This window comes from Psychrobacter sp. 1U1 (assembly GCF_051847535.1).
Taxonomy (GTDB): Bacteria; Pseudomonadota; Gammaproteobacteria; order Pseudomonadales; family Moraxellaceae; genus Psychrobacter; species Psychrobacter saeujeotis.
The window spans coordinates 228,760-244,440 of the sequence record NZ_JBPYDD010000002.1 but is presented as its reverse complement, the minus strand read 5'-3'; the positions used below and the strand labels follow the sequence as shown (position 1 = coordinate 244,440).

Sequence of the window (15,681 nt, the reverse complement as noted above, 5' to 3'; positions counted from 1 at the left end):
TACTTTTGCCATATAAATGCTGCGATGATTCCTAATTGTTAGTATATAAAGAAGTAGAATGTTTTAAGACACATCTGTAATAATAAGAGGTATTGATGCTTAATTCTTACTATTATTACTGTTTTTAAACTGGTTATAAGCCATTAATCCGCAGTATTGCAGTCAGTTGCAAACTTGTAAGTAGTTGAATTAGATTTGATAGTTAAGAAATATCTTGTTATTGTGTGCCTCACAGGAAATTAAGGTAAATTTACAGATGGACCATGTAAAAGTTGAGAGATTGGGACCGTTTCCGCGAGTGAGTAAGCCCGTTTTTATTACGTCAGGTATTTTAATCGTCGGTTTTATTATCTTTGGAGTGCTATTTACTGAAACTGCTGGTACTCTTTTTGGTTTTTTGCAGGGTTTTATTACTGATAAGTTTGGCTGGCTTTTTATTCTATTAATGAACTTGGCTTTAGCGTTATGTATTTATTTAGCCATGAGCCGTTATGGTGACATTCGTTTGGGTCTTCAAACAGAGGCACCACAATACAGTCTATTCTCATGGATTGGCATGTTGTTTTCTGCGGGTGTCGGTATTGGTTTGATCTATTGGGGCACCGCTGAGCCTTTATACCACTTTATGGCGCCCCCATTAGGTGAGCCAAATAGCGTAGAGACGGCTAAACAAGCTATCAACTTTACCTTTTTGCATTGGGGATTACACGCTTGGGCACTGTATGCGTTTGTTGCATTGTCTCTCGCCTATTTTCATTATCGCCGCGGCTTACCTCTATCAATTCGATCAACGCTCTATCCGTTATTAGGCAAAAAGATCTTCGGTCGATGGGGGCACGCTGTCGATATCCTAGCAGTATTTGGGACAATGTTTGGTGTTGTAACATCTTTGGGTCTGGGGGTTTTGCAAATAAACTCAGGACTTGAGAAATTATTTGGTACGCCTAATAGTTTAACAGTACAAATTGCTTTAATCGCTTTTATAACGGTTTTAGCCGTTATTTCTGTGTTGATGGGTTTGGATAAAGGTATCAAACGCCTAAGTGATATCAATATCGGACTGACAGCCATCTTACTTGGCTTTATGGTTATTCTAGGACCAACGTTATTTATCTTCGATAGTTTCCTTGAAAACGTCGGTAACTATTTATCAGTGTTTGTTCCATTAGGACTGTGGGGCGAAGCTTATGAAGGTCAAGAAAACTGGCAGTCTTCATGGACGATATTTTACTGGGCGTGGTGGGTGAGTTGGGCGCCATTCGTCGGTATATTTATTGCCCGTATTAGTCGCGGCCGGACCATTCGTGAGTTTGTGTTAGGGGTCATGTTAATACCAATAACAATCTTGTTTTTTTGGTTTACGACTTTTGGCGGCGTTGCTATTCATATGGAGTTGCTTGCTGCTATTGATCCTGCATTGGCTAGTCCAGGACTCGTTGAAGCGGTACAAGCAGATTTTGGTAGTGCCATCTTTAAGCTGATCGAGTACTACCCATTAACCAAACCGATTACTTTTATAATTGTCATTATGATTGTACTTTGGTTTGTAACATCATCAGATTCGGCAAGCTTTGTCATTGATATGCTAACAGCCGGTGGCGATACCAATCCGCCAAAAATTCAGCGCTTATTTTGGGCAAGTACAGAAGGCGTCATAGCTGCAGTTTTACTTGCAGCTGGTGGACTAAGTGCTTTACAGGCAGCAGCTATCGTAGCAGGTCTACCATTTGCTTTAGTCGTATTTGTGATGATGTACGCGCTACTACGTGGTTTAAGTAGAGATCAATTGATACTGTATAGAGCTCAGCAGTATTACATTACTGCAGAATCAGCAGATCATAATACGGCGAACGAGTTCGTTGATGAAAATCTATTGGAAGGTCCGCCTAAGATTGCTAAAGGTGACTAATCTATATTACCTGTTATCGTTATTATTAGAATTTTCATACACAGATAGCCCTCACATTTAGGGCTATTTTTATGCGGTTATATATATTTTTTAGGTTTGATAGGTTGTTTATATCCAAACATAGTGGCACAACTCTATTTTAGGAAGGTATTATGAGTGAACTCAAAATTGGTCGTCTAGGACCTTTTCCACGAGTTAATAAGCCTGTTTTTATTGCCTCGGCAGTTTTGATCGTGGGTTTTATTATATTTGGCGCTCTGTTTCATGAGCTGGCTGATTCAGTATTTGCTGCAGCACAGGGTTTCATTACTCGGCGATTTGGCTGGCTATTCGTTATCTTAATGAACGTGGCAGTGGTGTTAAGTTTGTATTTGATTTTTAGTAAGTATGGTGACATTCGCTTGGGTCATCAGACCGAAAGGCCACAGTATAGTCTGCCATCTTGGATCGGCATGTTGTTCTCAGCAGGTATTGGTATCGGTATCATGTACTGGGGCACCGCAGAACCTGTTTATCACTTTATGGCACCACCTCTTGGCGAAGCTGAGACAGTAGAGGCCGCCAAACAAGCGATGAACATCTCGTTCTTGCACTATGGTATCCATGCTTGGGCTATTTATGCCATCGTGGCGTTGTCCCTGGCATACTTCCACTTTCGCCGTGGTCTGCCACTCTCTATTCGCTCAAGTCTGTATCCATTGTTGGGTAAAAGGATTTATGGCGGGTGGGGCCATGCTGTTGATACGTTGGCTGTATTCGGTACGATGTTTGGTGTAGTAACTACCTTAGGTTTTGGTGTATTACAAATCAACTCAGGGCTTGAAGGATTGTTTGGTTTACCAAATTCGGTAACGGTACAAGTTATCTTGATTGCTTTGATTACTATGCTTGCCTGTGGTTCTTTATTAATGGGATTGGATAAAGGCATCAAGCGTCTTAGTGATACCAATATTGTTTTGACCTTTGTGCTGCTAGGGTTTGCTTTTATTATGGGCCCAACCCAATACATTATGGACAGCTTGGTTGAAAACGTCGGTAACTATGTACAAAATATCGTTCAATTAGGCTTTTGGAGTGAAGCTTATAGTAAGGGCGATTGGCAGTCATCATGGACTATTTTCTATTGGGCTTGGTGGATTAGCTGGTCACCATTTGTTGGCGTGTTTATCGCTCGTATTAGCCGTGGTCGTACCATTCGTGAATTCTTATTAGGCGTATTATTTATTCCTATGGTTATCCTGTTTTTCTGGTTCACAACCTTTGGCGGTGTGGCTGTAAATATGGAGCTGATTGGCAATCCTGGGTTCATTGAAGTGGTACAAAATGACTATGGAAATGCAATTTTCAAATTAATGGAATTTTATCCATTTACGCAAGCCACAACGATGTTGATCATCATCATGATTGTTTTATGGTTTGTGACCTCTTCAGATTCAGCAAGTTTTGTGATCGATATGCTAACCGCAGGTGGTGAGACCAATCCGCCCAAGATCCAACGTCTGTTTTGGGCGATAACTCAAGGTTTTGTTGCTGCTATTCTACTGGCAGCGGGCGGTTTAGGCGCCCTACAAGCGGCTGCTATCGTGGCAGGATTCCCGTTTGCCGTTGTCGTTTTTGTCATGCTGTACGCTATGATACGAGGATTCAATCGTGATGAGCTTATATTGTACCGTGCAGAGCAGCGCTTTATCACTGAAGAGTCGGTCGAGCACAATACGGCTAACGAGTTCGTTGATGAAGAACTATTAGAAGGACCACCTGAGATTGCTAAGGGTGATTAAAGTATAGTATAAAATTGCACGTCGCTACACAAAACCTCAATCTATTCGTAGATTGGGGTTTTATTAGTTAATAAAGTAGTGAATAGAGTCAGGCTACTTTCAAACTTTTCTTGATGAAAACTCAACCGTAACGACACTGCGTTTGATAAGTAGGCAATATCTTGATAGGGTATCGTTTTTTTTAATTTTGGAAAAATCTATGGATCACGTTAAAGTTGGTCGATTGGGCCCTTTTCCAAGGGTAAGTAAACCAGTATTTTTGTCTTCAGCGATTTTAATTATCGCGTTTATTATCTTCGGTGCCTTTTTTAATGAGCTGGCAAGCGTAGTGTTTGGGCAAGCAAAAGCGTTTATCTCAATGCGTTTTGGCTGGTTCTTTATTATGGTAGTCAACTTAGCCGTGGTCATGAGTATCTATCTAATATTTAGCCGATATGGTGATATTAGGCTCGGACATCAGATGGAAAAGCCAGAATACAAACTCATCTCTTGGATTGGTATGTTGTTTTCAGCGGGTATCGGTATTGGTTTGCTTTACTGGGGTACGGCTGAGCCGTTGTACCACTTTATGGCACCGCCGCTTGGTGAAGGAGAGACGGTCGCATCTGCCAAGCTTGCGATGAATATCTCGTTTTTACACTACGGTATCCATGTGTGGGCAATTTATGGCATGGTGGCTTTAGCATTGGCTTATTTTCACTATCGCCGTGGTTTACCACTCTCCATTCGCTCAACGCTTTATCCATTATTAGGTCAAAGAATTTATGGACGTTGGGGTCATACTGTTGATACGTTGGCTGTGTTTGGCACGATGTTTGGGGTGGTCACAACCTTAGGCTTAGGTGTGTTACAGATCAACTCTGGTCTTGAGAGTCTATTCGGCATTCCTAATAACATCACAGTACAGATTGTCTTGATTGCGGTTATTACCGCGCTTGCTGGACTGTCGCTATTGATGGGACTGGATAAAGGTATTAAGCGTTTAAGTGACATCAATATTTTTCTGACTATTGTGCTATTGAGCTTTGTGATTATCTTAGGTCCAACGCAGTTTATATTTAATAGTTTTGTAGAGAATATCGGTAATTATCTGCACCAAGTTGTTCCGCTAGCCTTATGGACAGAGTCTTATGAAGGTCAAGAAAACTGGCAATCTTCATGGACAATCTTTTATTGGGCATGGTGGATCAGCTGGTCACCGTTTGTTGGCGTATTCGTCGCCCGTATTTCTCGTGGTCGCACGATTCGTGAATTCATATTAGGGGTGTTACTGATTCCGGTTACCATATTGTTCTTATGGTTTACAGCCTTCGGCGGGTCGGCAGTGCACATGGAGCTAATGGCTGCAGTCAGTCCTGACATAGCCAGTCCTGGACTGGTTGAGGCAGTACAAGCAGATACTGGTAGTGCTATCTTTAAATTGATGGAAACCTATCCCTTTACTCAAGCAGCAACTGCCTTAATTATTGTCATGATCGTACTATGGTTCGTGACCTCATCTGATTCTGCCAGCTTCGTCATCGATATGTTGACATCGGGCGGTGATACCAATCCACCTAAGGTTCAGCGCCTGTTTTGGGCAGGGACTGAAGGTGTGATTGCAGCGATATTGTTAGCAGCGGGAGGACTTGGGGCATTACAGGCCGCAGCTATTGTGTCAGGGTTTCCCTTTGCTATTGTCATGCTGGTCATGATGTATGCGCTACTTCGCGGCTTGAGCCGAGATCGTCTGGTGTTATATCGCAATCAGCAGTGGTTTGTCACTGAAGAATCAGCAGAACATAACTCAGCAAACGAGTTCCGTGATGAACATTTGCTAAAAGGTCCTCCTAAAGTTACCAAGTCTGATTAGTAAGATTGTAAAAATGACGCGAATAATAGAAAACCCCAGTTTATAAATAGGCTGGGGTTTTTTTATAAGTATAACGCTAGATTTTTTAAGGCTATTAAAAGTTTAGATACATTTCCCTGGTACATAACCTATCGCTGCAGTTGTGCCACAGGCTGAGCAGGCATTACCTGCCGTACGATAACTGACTACCGAGCCAACTTTAGTAGTAACGCAAACAGGGTCGTATTGCATGGTACACATGTTTTGCTCTGGGTTGTGAGGCGGGCACTTAGTAAATAGATTATCACTGGGTGCTGGTTGATTAGTGGCTGGTGTATGAATTGGAGTAGTGTCGGGCTCGGCGACACTCGGAATATTACTACAGCCTGCTATTGTCATCGCTACAGATATTCCAAGTAACGACAAGCATGAACGCCAAGATGTCCAAAAATTATTATTAAACATAAGATGTCCTTATTTACGAAAAGCATAATGTATGAAAGTCGCAATTTATGAAAACTACAACGTCCTGTTGTAGTGGATGAACTAATAATCGGTTATAAAGCAGACTCTTCTGCTATATCTGCTTTTATAAGTTAAAGACGGCCTAAGCTTAAATAGCTTAAGTTTCCTAAGTACTAGTCTAATTGTAGTCAGTCATCTGTTAAAAAGATAGCCAATAAAAAACCCCAGTCTATAAATAGGCTGGGATTTTCATTTTCGGATTAGATAATAGGGTGTTTATTTAGACGACTTATCATCTTGATTGAGCTGAACATATTTATCAAAGTTTTGTGCATAATCAGTCAAATTGTCACTTAGCATCTGACGGTACTGCTTAACGTAAAACTCTACGATATCGTCTTTTTCTTTTGCAAAGTCATCACCCTTTACAAAACCAATAGAGGCGACCGAAGCGCTATAACGCGCAGCTGCATAAAGCAATGAAGCGCCGACTTGCCCTGAATGAGCATCAGGACCCAATTGGCTATTCGCAACACCAATGATGGCGTCAGCACGCTGATAAAATGCCTGCATTTCAGGGGTGATTTCAGCCAATGCTTCAGCATTGTGATTTTGAGCATTGTTATCAATATTATCTTGAGACATAAGCGACTCCTATTGAGTGTATTTGAATATAGATTTATAGACCTGCATCTGCTTTTAGCAATTCAGCTTTGTCTGTTTTTTCCCAAGTAAAGGCAGTCTCAGAGCCAACGCGTCCAAAATGTCCAAAGGTTGCTGTGCGTTGATACATAGGCTGGAGTAGGTTTAGCATTTGGGTAATGCCATAAGGGCGCAGGTCAAAATGCGTACGAATCAGACGAATGATTTCATCAGAACTGATTTTACTCGTACCAAAAGTATTAACTGATATAGAAGTAGGTTCAGCAACTCCAATCGCGTAGCTGACTTGTACTTCACAGCGCTTGGCCAAACCTGCTGCGACGATATTTTTGGCGACATAACGTACTGCATAAGCGGCACTGCGATCGACTTTTGAAGGGTCTTTACCACTGAAGGCACCGCCACCGTGGCGAGCCATACCGCCGTAGGTATCGACGATGATTTTACGTCCGGTTAAGCCTGCATCACCGACAGGTCCGCCAATAACGAACTTGCCAGTTGGGTTGATGTGGTAGCGAGTACCAGCATGCAACAGGTCGGCTGGCAGTACTTGTTTGATGATAGATTCCATGACTGCTTCTTGCAGATCTTTTTGCGAAATACTTGGATCATGCTGAGTAGACAATACCACAGCATCAATTGCAGTCGGACGATTGCCATCATATTTTAAGGTAACTTGTGCTTTTGCATCTGGACGTAACCAAGGCAGGTCACCAGCACGGCGTAGCTCAGACTGACGCTCCATAAGACGATGTGCAAACTCGATAGGAGCAGGCATTAACACATCGGTTTCATTACTAGCATAACCAAACATTAAGCCTTGATCACCAGCGCCTTGCTCTTCTGGGCTGTTACGATCGACACCTTGAGCGATTTCAGGTGATTGCTTGCCAAGCATATTGATCACTGCGCAAGTCTCACCATCAAAACCAAGATCTGAGTGATGATAACCAATACCATTGACCGTATCACGTACAATACGCTCCAAATCAATGTTGGCGGTAGTGGTCACTTCGCCTGCTAGTATCACTGCACCAGTTTTGACCAGCGTCTCGCATGCTACGCGAGCTTGGATGTCTTCACGTAAGATGGCGTCAAGGATAGCGTCTGAGATTTGGTCGGCCATTTTATCAGGATGGCCTTCGCTTACAGATTCAGATGTAAATAAGTTGTATTCACGCATAGTTAGATCGCTTAATTGCAAGGACTGTCATTACTAAATCAGTCATAATTGAATGTTAACGGAAAATAAGAGGCAAAAGTGAATCAAAAAATTAGCACATTTTACCGTGAATCGAGTGAAAACTCTAGTGTAGCTATTGTTGCTATCAATCGTAAAAATCATCGAGCTGGCTAAATTTCTGCTAATAGTTATCTGTATTGTTTTTCTTTGAGTTGGGTTATCTCTATTAGACAATACTAGCTATAAAGAATTTCAAATCTCTACAAACGTAGCTTTGTCCTTAAACATACATTCTTCATAAACCGGACAGGCTCCGCATTTAGGGGTACGCGCTTGACAGGTATAGCGCCCATGCAAAATGAGGTAATGATGAGCGTCAACCAATAGGTCTTCTGGAATACGCTCGACCAGCTTTTTCTCTACTATTAAGACGTTCTTACCAGTAGCCAGCCCCGTGCGATTGCTAACACGGAAAATATGCGTATCGACTGCCATAGTTGGTTGTCCAAAGGCAGTATTCAAGACCACGTTAGCGGTTTTGCGCCCCACACCAGCGAGCGACTCTAAGTCTTTACGGTTATCAGGTATGGTGCTGTCAAACTTCTCTATTAAATCGCGACAGGTTTTGATCACATTTTTGGCTTTGGCATTATATAAGCCAATATTTTTGATATAAGATTTCAGACCTTCTTCACCCAATGCCAATATAGCCTCAGGAGTATTGGCGACAGGGTATAGCTGCTGGGTTGCAATATTGACACTCACATCAGTCGCTTGTGCAGAGAGTATGACTGCGATAAGTAGCTCAAAATTATTACTATAGTTTAATTCGGTAATGGGATCGTCAATAGTAGCAGCCAACTTCTCAAAGAACGGTCGTACGTTACGATTGGGCAATCGTCTCGATGGCGGTGTGTCTGCAGTTTTGTGTTTGACAGTTTTACTCATAGGATATAGACAATATTTTTATAGCTGTTGATGTTAATAGTGGTTAAGGTCGATACTAAATTAGATCAAATAAGATAACAGGATACGGACAAATTATCCCTAATACTAACACTATAACTGAGACAGTTGATCTTGCAACATAGCCAACTCAGCGCTTTTTTTCGGATTAGGACGGACGCTTAGCTGTTTTTCTAGTTTTTTGATTTTGGTACGTAGTTTGGCGGCAGCAATAGTATTCTTTGCTTGCTGCTCGTCAATGTCAATCGCTTGTGCGCTGGCGTTATTTAGCTTGGCTTCTACCATACTGACGACAGGTCTACTATTATTACTGTCGGCCAGTTGCTCGGTGACGCGCCTAAGATGCGTGTGATAACGTTGTCGCAGCTCGTTTTGTTCTTGCGTGCGCTCTGCTGCTGACAATTCACGCTCAATAGGCACAAGATCGATGCAGTCAACAGGGCATGGTGCAATACACAGCTCACAACCAGTGCATAAGTCTGTAAAAATCGTATGCATATGTTTGCCAGTACCGACGATGGCATCGACCGGACAGGCTGGGATACACTTCGTACAACCAATACAATCATCTTCACGAATGATGGCGCGTACTTCGTGCGGACGCTCAGTCGTGGGGTCTATTGGCCACTTTGATGGTACAGCACTCAAGCGTTCTTGCTCGTTACTTGAGTCTTGGCTTTGTAAAAAGACCGTATCTAAAGTAGCATGATCTGCGTCTAAAATATGGCCAATGGCATCACTGACAGGTTGTCCACCAGGTACACATTTATTATGCGGTTCACCATTTACGACGATAGCGGTAGCATAAGGTAGACACCCGTCGGGATGATCACAAAGACCACATTGTGTCTGGGGCAGGCACGAGTCAACATACGCAATTTGTTGTTGTGTGTCGGCTGGCAGCGTCTCTAAAGTTAATGTATCAAACAGTATCGGCAGGTTTGTTAGACGGGTATGAATATTACTGGGCATTTAATCAAAGGCCTTAAAACTGGCGTAAAGAATTGGCGAGAGTTACTATTGGTCGTGACTAGTATAGATAATCTATCATAAAAGAGGATTGTTCATAATGGCATACTATTGGTTACACACGAATATATTCTATAAAGCTAGAGTATTATGCCTTGTTCGTGAGCAATTTGTGCAATTAAATCATAAGCAATACTGCCCTTAAAAGGTATCTTTGGTAAGTTTGAGATATCAAAAAAGTCGGCGTGCGAGAGCTCATCTTCTTGTATGACTATCTGACCGCTAGTGTAAGACGCTCGAAACCCTAGCATTAAGTTTGAGGGAAACGGCCATGGTTGACTGCTGACGTAGCGAATGTCAGTCAAGCAGATACCTACTTCTTCAGCGACTTCACGTACTACCGCATGCTCTAAGCTTTCACCCACTTCTACAAAACCTGCAATCAGTCCATACTGAAGATGCGTACTTGGTTGACCATAGCGGTGATGGTGTGCCAAGAGTATTTGCATCTCGCCGGTTTGTGGGTTTGGACGAGTGATGGCTGTGATGACACAAGGTTGTACTCGTGGATACTGGCGTAAGCGGCAGACTGGACAGACCATCGCACGCTCACCAAATTTGGCTACCGTAACCGACGCGCTGCAGCGACTACAAAACTGAGTATCTGCTTGCCAGCGCAGCAATTGAATCGCTTGACTCAGCTGCGTAGAGAGCGCTGCTGGCAGTTGGGTGATAAGCTGCCTATAAGTAATAAAGTCTATCTTTTCAGCACCAGCCAATGGCGTCTGCAATACGGTTGACTTATGAGAGTCTTCAGTTAAGTGAGGAATAGCAATGCCGTGAGTTTGCGCATAATCGTAAGTAATGGCAATGGTAGCGGGTACATCATTGCCATCAATCGACTCGGGATCAGTATTCAACTCTTGTAATTCACCTGTTTCCCAGTGACTTGCTGCTAAGCTTGCCAGTAACTCAACACGGCCAACCTGATAAAGCTTACTTGATGACTCTGCTGCTTGGTCTTTTGTGACAGTATCGTTTTCAATAGCCAAAACAGGAACTTGCACAGGCCACCAGCCTTTTGCAGTATAGCGGCACAGTACAGTCTCGTTATCAATTACAAAAGCGGTGGTCATAAATAGCTATCCAAAGCAGCAAAAGGGTTGATAAAAAGTTGCTTATATTTATCTGCAACGATTAAGCGGCAAGTAGTTGGCTCAAACTATCCTGAGCAACATCAAGCGATTTTTTGCTCACAGGATGGTTGTTCTCAAAACCATCCAAGCGATAGTCTACTGCCATAAGTACATCAGCTATATGAGCAAGTGTACGATCATCTATACTTTGACCATTTTCAAGGCGTTTTTGCATATTGATGGTCAACTGATTAAGCATATTTGCAGGTGTAGGCAATTGTAAGAAGCGTATTGCACCCGCGACTTGATGTATCAGATCAGGTATATTTTCAAGGTTAAGCAGGTCGCGATTGTCATCCAATAAATAGTCGTTAATTGCTTGCTCTGCACTTGATATGGCTGTACGACTCTCTTGTACCAACGTATCATAGGCCGTATCGATTTGGTGTAATGAGATATGCTGACTGTGCGTTGCCAAATGAATAGCGCCTGGCGTGTGTATTTTCGCCATCGCGTTCGAAGCATTCTCGGCATGCATTAGCGCCAATAGCAGAGAGTCAAACTCATCAGGGGCTGGCGTTTGCCATTTTGCTACAGCTGAGGCGACATTTTTAAGAGAGGTTGCTGCATCAGCCAAACATAATAACTGCAGTACTGAGCTCAGCTCTGTAAGATCGGTAGCTATTGAGTTTACTTGTGCCGCCGCAGGGCTAAGCGTGTCACCGCGGGCATAACTATCAACTTTTTCTTTGATAGTGCTGATTTGGTTTTGAATAATATCATTTAGCGTATCAGTAATGGCACGGTTTGGTCCAAACAAGAAGCGCTGCATTTGCTCAAGCTGTGATGACTCAAGCCGATTATTTGCATACTGAATGCGTAGCTTTTGCGCTTGTTTATTGTCACGCTGACAGGCAAAACTTACTAGGTCTGCAAAACGGGCATCCATGATTGGCAAATAGCTATGAAACTGCTGCTCTAAGTAGATTAGTGTATGTTTTTGACTAGCATTTAACGGTAAGATGTCTTTGATATCTGTGACAACAGCCGTTGCCGCTTGCCAAAACAGGCTATCAGTATGGGCGGCAATCACTGCACAAGCGGCACTCATAGCATCTAGTTTTTGCTGGGTATCTGCCGTTAGTGGTGCATGTTTGGCAAGAACGACATTTAGACCGCTGCGATAAGCATTGGTGAGTAAGTCGCTATCCAAGCTTAACTCGCTTAATGGTTTAAAGTTCTGTTCAGGATTGGCAATGATGACGCTGCTGCTACCAAAGTCAGAAAAACAATCGGCATCGATCGTATCTTGCTGACTATGAGCATAGAGTTTGTTAATAATTGGTAAGAGTAGAGTTGGCTCAACTGTCTCGGTCAATAGTACAAATTCAACATAACGATCAAGTGTCATGATCGCCTCTGATAGATCCATAATCAAAGCGGTGTCGCCGTTATTATTATTGTCATAAAGCTGTTGTAGACCTTGTGCGATGGCCGTACTCAACAGCTGTCCGCCAGTTAATGCAACCAATTCAAAAATACAAGACAGTTGTGTTAACACACTAATAGAATCTAATAATAAAGAGACTTGTTCTTGATCATCGTTAAATTCGCTAAGATGATTCTCAGTATCCTTTAAAATGACTGTAATCTCATTATGAAGCAGATGTAGAGAAGGTAGGTTAAAGTTAGTAATACTAAGGGCAGGGGTGGTCAATATTGTTTGCTCAGACTGGCTCATAGTTTTTTTCCATAAAATATTGATAGAGTCGACTTTATCAGCAGATAATTATTGATAAAAACAGGCTTTTTAGTATGTTATTAGATATTTAACGGGCGCAAGCCAATTAATCATGCGCAGTAACGCGCTCTACCACTGCGATAGCCTAGCGTTTAAATCAGGATAATCTTCTGCTAACCCTGCAAACCAGTTTTGATTGGCATGGTTGTCTACGGTTGACTCTAGCAATAAAGATGCCAAATTCGCAAAATTAGCATGAGCGGTGTTGCCACCCTCTGTTTGAGTATCTTCTTCGATCGCTAACGTTACCTGTCCTCCTGTCATGGCCAGATAAACTTCAGCTAAAATCTCCGAATCCAACAAGGCGCCGTGAAAAGTACGATCTTGCTTACCGACATCTAATCGGCGAACCAAAGCATCTAGCGTGTTTTTTTGTCCAGGGTATTGCTGCTTTGCCATTAATAAAGAGTCAGTCACTTGTACACGCTCGGCGAAGTCTGACAGACCCACTTTACTAAACTCCATGTTTAAAAAGTTCATATCAAACGTGGCGTTGTGAGCGATGATTTCTGCGCCATCCATAAAATCATATAACGACTTAGCAACCTGATCGAAGGTTGGCTTATCTGCCAAAAAAGCTTCAGAGATACCGTGAATACGAATGACTTCTTCATCCATACCGCGCTGCGGGTTGATATAAACATGGAGTTTTTCGCCCGTAAACTTACGACCGACCATCTCGACAATACCGACCTCAATCACGCGGTCACCTTTGAGAGGGTCAAGCCCTGTCGTCTCTGTATCCATGATCAGCTGACGATTGGGCTCGCGTCGATGAATAGGCTGTGGTAGTAGCGGACGAAAGTTGGGGTTAGCACGACCAGTATCACCATCGAATTTTGGCAAGTCTACTGACACGTTGGTTGTATCGCTGTTTGTATTCGTCTCATCTGATATCATGGTGTTGATACTCACTGGCTGCGTAGTATTATTTAATTGTTTGACTTGAATAGACTTTGAGTCACTGTTGTCTGACATCTCATTTAAAGAATCTTCGTATAACAATTCTTCGTCTGAATCCTCATCCATCATATTAAAGCCTAACGGGTCATCGTTTAACCAATCATTGGCTTTTTTTTTAGCAGTGTCATCGTCGTTACGTGCAGAGTTACCGACAGATGGTTGCTCGCTGCTAGACGTGACGCCTAGATTGGCCAGCTCATCTGCTTTTTCGTTACCCGCGTGCCCAGCGTGACCTTTAACCCAGTGCCAATCAACATCGCGTGCTTGACAAAGCGTATCCAACTGTTGCCACAAGTCTTGATTGGCTACAGGCTTTTTGCTCGCAGTCTTCCAGCCACGCTTTTTCCATCCTTCAATCCATTGGGTGATACCGTTTTTGACATAGCTTGAGTCGGTCCAAATTTCAAGCTTTATATCTTGAGGACTGTGTTCCAAAGCTTTTATCGCACCCATTAGCTCCATACGATTATTGGTGGTTTCTTTATCACCACCGTACAAATCTTGCGTATGGCCATCGCTAAAAATAAGGTGCGCGCCCCAGCCACCAGCGCCAGGATTACCTTTACAAGCGCCATCTGTATAGGCGACCGTGGTATTTGCTTTTACCGCCAATGGATTGGTCGTATTTTGCTGGCTTATGGTAGATACATTTGCAGGTGTGCTGGCAGATGCAGTAGAAGGTGAGGATGATAGAGCAGGATTGTCTGACATAATGACCTAAAAGCTTAATGGATAATCAACTCATAATAAATAGCGACACTCTTAACTACATAAGACTCTTGTCGTAGAGGACGTTTAGTCGTTATCTGTGCCTATACTATCGTAGATTGATTATAATGTGATTGAATGACTGCGCTCAATTATAGCAAATACGGGGCTCATATGCGCCATCGCTTGCCGTAAAACTATGAAACTAAATATCAAAACAGTAAGAGGGTGGTTTTCTGTTAAAATGAGTAGGATAAGGACATGACATTACTTGTCAGCTAAAGCGGATTTATCTATATCACAGTCTCTTTTAACGTAGGATAATATTATCATGTTCAATCGCTCAAACGTTATGGGTCATAAGTTTAGGATGCTTGCCATCAGTGCTATGACCATTAGTGCATTGCTATTAGTAGGTTGCGATGGTACCAGTACGACTACAGAAACAGAGGCTGCAAAGACTGAGACGGATTTGTCCGTATTTGAAGGTTGCTATACGGTTAGCAATGATGAGCCTGCCCAGATTAAGGTCAGTCAGCAAGAAGGCAGGTGGGTCATGCAAATGAAAGAGCCTGCGACTGCCAAGCGGGTGTGGGACAAAGCCGAGCCACTAGAAGTTATAGAGAATAGCGAGATACCCAATTTTTTCTCCATTGACCCTGACAATGTTGACGCAGTCATCGGTCGTCCTGATAGAGTGCTGGTCATGGCACATGTCAAACCTGTTTATGCCAATATCGACCCTTTGCTTGATAGTGAGTATTTGTCTTATATCTATAAAGGAGCCAATACGATTTATCAGGTAGAGTGTGATGAAGTTAATACGGACATCTTGGCCAACCCACATGCCAATATTATTATTGATAATGTCGGGTCAAATAATAAAAGCCTTTAACCACAGGCAGTCTTCAATAAGAAATATAGCGTAGTCCAAGCAGAATATCTTGCCAGTCATTAAGCAATAGAGTTATATTATATGAATTTTTTGAGTTATGTCGTCTTGGGTGGATTGTCTTATGCCGCTGGCTGGGCGATACGTATATATATACTTGGTAAACAACCTAAGCCTGCGCAGCCCTATGGTTTAAAACATCCTGTCATCTTAGGGTATCTGGGCGCGTTTTTTATTATTATGCTTATTGTCTCTTGGTTGATTGGACGCTATCTACTTGGTCACGTCACGATTGACTTACCCTTTATCATTATTAACAGTCTGGTTGCGACATTCGTATACTCATTTGGTCTCAACCCAGAAAACGCCAATTATGAGGTACCTGATTGATGGTTAGTGATCATGCACTAATGA

Annotated in this window: 13 protein-coding genes; 5 read left to right on the top strand and 8 right to left on the bottom strand. The window is 42.6% G+C overall.

Annotated elements, in window-relative coordinates; genetic code table 11:
* The first annotated feature begins 256 nt into the window (after positions 1-256).
* The 3 genes from ACS8FB_RS03345 (at position 257) to ACS8FB_RS03335 (ending at position 5,542) form a co-directional block, all read left to right on the top strand.
* Positions 257-1,909 carry a BCCT family transporter gene (locus ACS8FB_RS03345; RefSeq protein ID WP_439260996.1) on the top strand — a complete coding sequence of 551 codons (1,653 nt, stop codon included), beginning with the start codon at positions 257-259 and terminating at the stop codon, positions 1,907-1,909.
* A 152-nt stretch (positions 1,910-2,061) separates the two neighbouring features.
* Positions 2,062-3,690: a BCCT family transporter gene (locus ACS8FB_RS03340; RefSeq protein ID WP_439260995.1), complete on the top strand. Its 1,629-nt coding sequence runs from the start codon at positions 2,062-2,064 to the stop codon at positions 3,688-3,690.
* A 199-nt stretch (positions 3,691-3,889) separates the two neighbouring features.
* The gene (locus tag ACS8FB_RS03335; protein ID WP_439260994.1) at positions 3,890-5,542 is read left to right on the top strand and encodes a BCCT family transporter; all 1,653 of its coding nucleotides are present in this window, start codon (positions 3,890-3,892) and stop codon (positions 5,540-5,542) included.
* A 102-nt stretch (positions 5,543-5,644) separates the two neighbouring features.
* Here the strand turns inward: ACS8FB_RS03335 and ACS8FB_RS03330 are convergent, their stop codons facing one another.
* From ACS8FB_RS03330 to dnaQ, 8 genes are all read right to left on the bottom strand, one after another.
* Positions 5,645-5,986 (bottom strand): hypothetical protein, encoded by a 342-nt coding sequence (locus ACS8FB_RS03330; protein ID WP_439260993.1) that lies wholly within the window; start codon positions 5,984-5,986, stop codon positions 5,645-5,647.
* A 276-nt stretch (positions 5,987-6,262) separates the two neighbouring features.
* Complete coding sequence (locus ACS8FB_RS03325; protein ID WP_439260992.1) at positions 6,263-6,631, bottom strand: DUF3144 domain-containing protein; 369 nt, start codon at positions 6,629-6,631, stop codon at positions 6,263-6,265.
* 34 nt (positions 6,632-6,665) lie between these two features.
* A complete protein-coding gene (gene metK, locus ACS8FB_RS03320; protein ID WP_439260991.1) occupies positions 6,666-7,832 on the bottom strand; it encodes a methionine adenosyltransferase in 1,167 nt (388 codons plus the stop codon).
* Positions 7,833-8,084: 252 nt separating this feature from the next.
* Positions 8,085-8,780, bottom strand: coding sequence for an endonuclease III (gene nth / locus ACS8FB_RS03315; protein WP_439260990.1), 696 nt, complete (start codon positions 8,778-8,780; stop codon positions 8,085-8,087).
* A 111-nt stretch (positions 8,781-8,891) separates the two neighbouring features.
* The gene (locus ACS8FB_RS03310; RefSeq protein ID WP_439260989.1) at positions 8,892-9,770 is read right to left on the bottom strand and encodes an RnfABCDGE type electron transport complex subunit B; all 879 of its coding nucleotides are present in this window, start codon (positions 9,768-9,770) and stop codon (positions 8,892-8,894) included.
* A gap of 137 nt (positions 9,771-9,907) precedes the next feature.
* The gene (nudC, locus tag ACS8FB_RS03305) at positions 9,908-10,903 is read right to left on the bottom strand and encodes an NAD(+) diphosphatase (RefSeq protein WP_439260988.1); all 996 of its coding nucleotides are present in this window, start codon (positions 10,901-10,903) and stop codon (positions 9,908-9,910) included.
* A gap of 61 nt (positions 10,904-10,964) precedes the next feature.
* The gene (locus tag ACS8FB_RS03300; RefSeq protein ID WP_439260987.1) at positions 10,965-12,644 is read right to left on the bottom strand and encodes a hypothetical protein; all 1,680 of its coding nucleotides are present in this window, start codon (positions 12,642-12,644) and stop codon (positions 10,965-10,967) included.
* Between the two features lie 129 nt (positions 12,645-12,773).
* Positions 12,774-14,378, bottom strand: a complete 1,605-nt coding sequence (gene dnaQ / locus ACS8FB_RS03295; protein ID WP_439260986.1) for a DNA polymerase III subunit epsilon — start codon at positions 14,376-14,378, stop codon at positions 12,774-12,776.
* Between the two features lie 328 nt (positions 14,379-14,706).
* Between dnaQ and ACS8FB_RS03290 the strand changes: the two genes are divergently transcribed.
* Both ACS8FB_RS03290 and ACS8FB_RS03285 read left to right on the top strand, forming a co-directional pair.
* On the top strand, positions 14,707-15,270 hold the full coding sequence (locus tag ACS8FB_RS03290) for a hypothetical protein (protein ID WP_439260985.1): 564 nt from the start codon (positions 14,707-14,709) through the stop codon (positions 15,268-15,270).
* Positions 15,271-15,351: 81 nt separating this feature from the next.
* Entirely contained in the window at positions 15,352-15,657 is a 306-nt protein-coding gene (locus tag ACS8FB_RS03285) for a hypothetical protein (RefSeq protein ID WP_058369968.1), read from the top strand.
* The last annotated feature ends 24 nt before the right edge of the window (positions 15,658-15,681 follow it).

What these genes read in the sequence shown, in the direction of transcription:
- ACS8FB_RS03345 (WP_439260996.1), top strand. Translation starts at nt 257, where the DNA reads ATGGACCATGTAAAAGTTGAGAGATTGGGACCGTTTCCGCGAGTGAGT.
- ACS8FB_RS03340 (WP_439260995.1), top strand. Translation starts at nt 2,062, where the DNA reads ATGAGTGAACTCAAAATTGGTCGTCTAGGACCTTTTCCACGAGTTAAT.
- ACS8FB_RS03335 (WP_439260994.1), top strand. Translation starts at nt 3,890, where the DNA reads ATGGATCACGTTAAAGTTGGTCGATTGGGCCCTTTTCCAAGGGTAAGT.
- ACS8FB_RS03330 (WP_439260993.1), bottom strand. Translation starts at nt 5,986, where the DNA reads ATGTTTAATAATAATTTTTGGACATCTTGGCGTTCATGCTTGTCGTTA.
- ACS8FB_RS03325 (WP_439260992.1), bottom strand. Translation starts at nt 6,631, where the DNA reads ATGTCTCAAGATAATATTGATAACAATGCTCAAAATCACAATGCTGAA.
- metK (WP_439260991.1), bottom strand. Translation starts at nt 7,832, where the DNA reads ATGCGTGAATACAACTTATTTACATCTGAATCTGTAAGCGAAGGCCAT.
- nth (WP_439260990.1), bottom strand. Translation starts at nt 8,780, where the DNA reads ATGAGTAAAACTGTCAAACACAAAACTGCAGACACACCGCCATCGAGA.
- ACS8FB_RS03310 (WP_439260989.1), bottom strand. Translation starts at nt 9,770, where the DNA reads ATGCCCAGTAATATTCATACCCGTCTAACAAACCTGCCGATACTGTTT.
- nudC (WP_439260988.1), bottom strand. Translation starts at nt 10,903, where the DNA reads ATGACCACCGCTTTTGTAATTGATAACGAGACTGTACTGTGCCGCTAT.
- ACS8FB_RS03300 (WP_439260987.1), bottom strand. Translation starts at nt 12,644, where the DNA reads ATGAGCCAGTCTGAGCAAACAATATTGACCACCCCTGCCCTTAGTATT.
- dnaQ (WP_439260986.1), bottom strand. Translation starts at nt 14,378, where the DNA reads ATGTCAGACAATCCTGCTCTATCATCCTCACCTTCTACTGCATCTGCC.
- ACS8FB_RS03290 (WP_439260985.1), top strand. Translation starts at nt 14,707, where the DNA reads ATGTTCAATCGCTCAAACGTTATGGGTCATAAGTTTAGGATGCTTGCC.
- ACS8FB_RS03285 (WP_058369968.1), top strand. Translation starts at nt 15,352, where the DNA reads ATGAATTTTTTGAGTTATGTCGTCTTGGGTGGATTGTCTTATGCCGCT.